We start from the raw sequence: 1,899 nt of genomic DNA on the forward strand, positions 1-1,899 counted from the left end.
AAGGCACCGCGTCCAGCGCCGCGCGGGCCGTGCCGACGTCCGGGTGCACCTGGGTCAGCACCAGCAGCTCGGCCGCCCGGTCCAGGTGGCCCGGGTCCCGGCCGTAGACCGCCGCCAGATGCAGCACCAGGTTGGCCTGCGTCCAGAGCACCGCGGCCAACTCGGCCACCGGGGCGAGCAGCCCGGCGCCCGCGGCGAGCGCCCCGCCCGTACCGGCAAACCGGACGAACCGCCGGATCGCCAGCCGGGCCAGCCCGTCGGCGTCCGCGTCCGGGTACGCCGCCCGAGTGCGCTCGGCCCAGTCGGCGGCCCCCGGCCCCAGCTCCGCCACTGCCGCGAGGGCCAGCAGCTCCGGCGCGAAGCCCGGGTGGTCGACGATCCGCGCGGCCATCGCACGCCAGCCCACCCCGGAGGTACGCCCCGACTCCCGCTCCTGGCTCGCCTCGCGCGGTCCCGACGGGGTGGCGGCAGCGGCGCTCGCCGGCTCCGCGACCGCAGCGGTCCGCTGGCCTGCTGCGGTCTGCTCCGGCGTCTTCGCCCGGATGGCCCTCTTGGCCGGAGTGGCCGTCTTGGCCGGAGTGGCCGTCTTGGCCGGAGTGGCCGTCTTGGCCGGGGTGGCCTTTTTCGTTCGGGTGGTGGGTGCCTTGCGGGCCCGAGTGGTTACGGGCGGTGCCGTCTCCGGAGTTGCACCCGTGGCCCCGGCCACGCTCACCGGCCCGGTCGGCTCGGCGCTGCCGTCCGGCTCGCTCCGGGCGCCCTCGGTGGTGACCGGCGGCACCTCGACCGGAGCTGCGTTGGTCCCGGTGTTCGCCGGCTGTGGCACGGCTGACGTCAGGTGTTCCGGGTCACCGGAAGTGTCAGGGGCCGCCGCGGCCGGCCGGCCGGCCCGTTTCCGCGCGGCCGGCGCGGTCTTCTTGGCGGGCCGGGCCGCCTTCTTCGCGGCGGTGCGCCTGGTCGGTCCCGGGGTCTCGGAGCCGGTGCCCGGCTGCTCCTCGGCGGACGAGCCGGTGCTGGGCTGCTCCGCGGCGGGTGCCGCGGCCCGGCGGGGGCGGGTGACGGACGGAACGGTGCCATCCCGAGCCGGTGTGTCGGCCGGAGTCTCCTCGACTGCCGGCCGGGGACGTGGTGCGGCGGCCGGTGCCGGCGTGCCGGAGGGCCCACCGGGCTCACCGGTGGGCGGCGGCCCGGCCAGGGCGAGGTCGGGTGGTTGGAAGAGCACGCTCGGCGCAGCCCTGACCCGACGGGGCCGGGGTGCCGGCTCACCGTCGGTGCCGGCCTGCTCGGCGGGCCGCGTGGCCGGCGGTGGTGTGAAGGTCGGTTTGGTGGAGCGGCTCCGCCGGGCGCTGGCGGCGGGCTCGCGACGGGGCGGATCGCTCGGCGGCTGCTCCTGCATATCGATGGAGCCTAGTCCCGGACGTGACGTCGCACACGGGGGAAAACGCAGGGACCGAGCCTCTATCGGTAGTCGCTTTGCCCTGGGTGGGTGGGGACCTGTATCCTCGGGCGCGGTGGTCTCCGGGCCACCAGGGAGACTTCGCCTAGTCTGGTCTATGGCGCCGCACTGCTAATGCGGTTGGGGTTTTAAAGCCCCTCCCGGGTTCGAATCCCGGAGTCTCCGCGCGAAGGCCGGTGTGTAGACTGGCCGAGCAGCAAGCGCCCGTAGCTCAACGGATAGAGCATCTGACTACGGATCAGAAGGTTAGGGGTTCGAGTCCCTTCGGGCGCGCAACAGGTAAGGGGCCGTTTCGGGAAACCGAGACGGCCCCTTTTTCGTCCCGTACGGCAGCGAAGTACAGCAGCCGTCACGCCGACTCCGTGCCGCTCATTCGCTCGCCCAGGCACTTCACGTCGGACTCTTCGGGCTTGGTCTCGCGGCGTACTCGGCCGGCTGCGGCGGGG

General features: G+C 74.6%; 1 protein-coding gene and 2 tRNA genes. 2 read left to right on the plus strand and 1 reads right to left on the minus strand.

Features of this window, described 5'->3' with window-relative positions; genetic code table 11:
* Positions 1 to 1,393, minus strand: a 1,393-nt coding sequence (locus ONA70_RS36070) for a hypothetical protein (protein WP_265010953.1), incomplete at its 3' end; no start/stop codon positions are given.
* A gap of 134 nt (positions 1,394 to 1,527) precedes the next feature.
* On the opposite strand from ONA70_RS36070, the gene ONA70_RS36075 reads away from it, so the two are divergent.
* Both ONA70_RS36075 and ONA70_RS36080 read left to right on the plus strand, forming a co-directional pair.
* Positions 1,528 to 1,618: transfer RNA gene (locus tag ONA70_RS36075), tRNA-Ser, on the plus strand.
* Positions 1,619 to 1,653: 35 nt separating this feature from the next.
* Positions 1,654 to 1,726: transfer RNA gene (locus tag ONA70_RS36080), tRNA-Arg, on the plus strand.
* The last annotated feature ends 173 nt before the right edge of the window (positions 1,727 to 1,899 follow it).

The sequence above is a fragment of the Micromonospora yasonensis genome (genome assembly GCF_026013475.1).
GTDB lineage: Bacteria > Actinomycetota > Actinomycetes > Mycobacteriales > Micromonosporaceae > Micromonospora > Micromonospora yasonensis.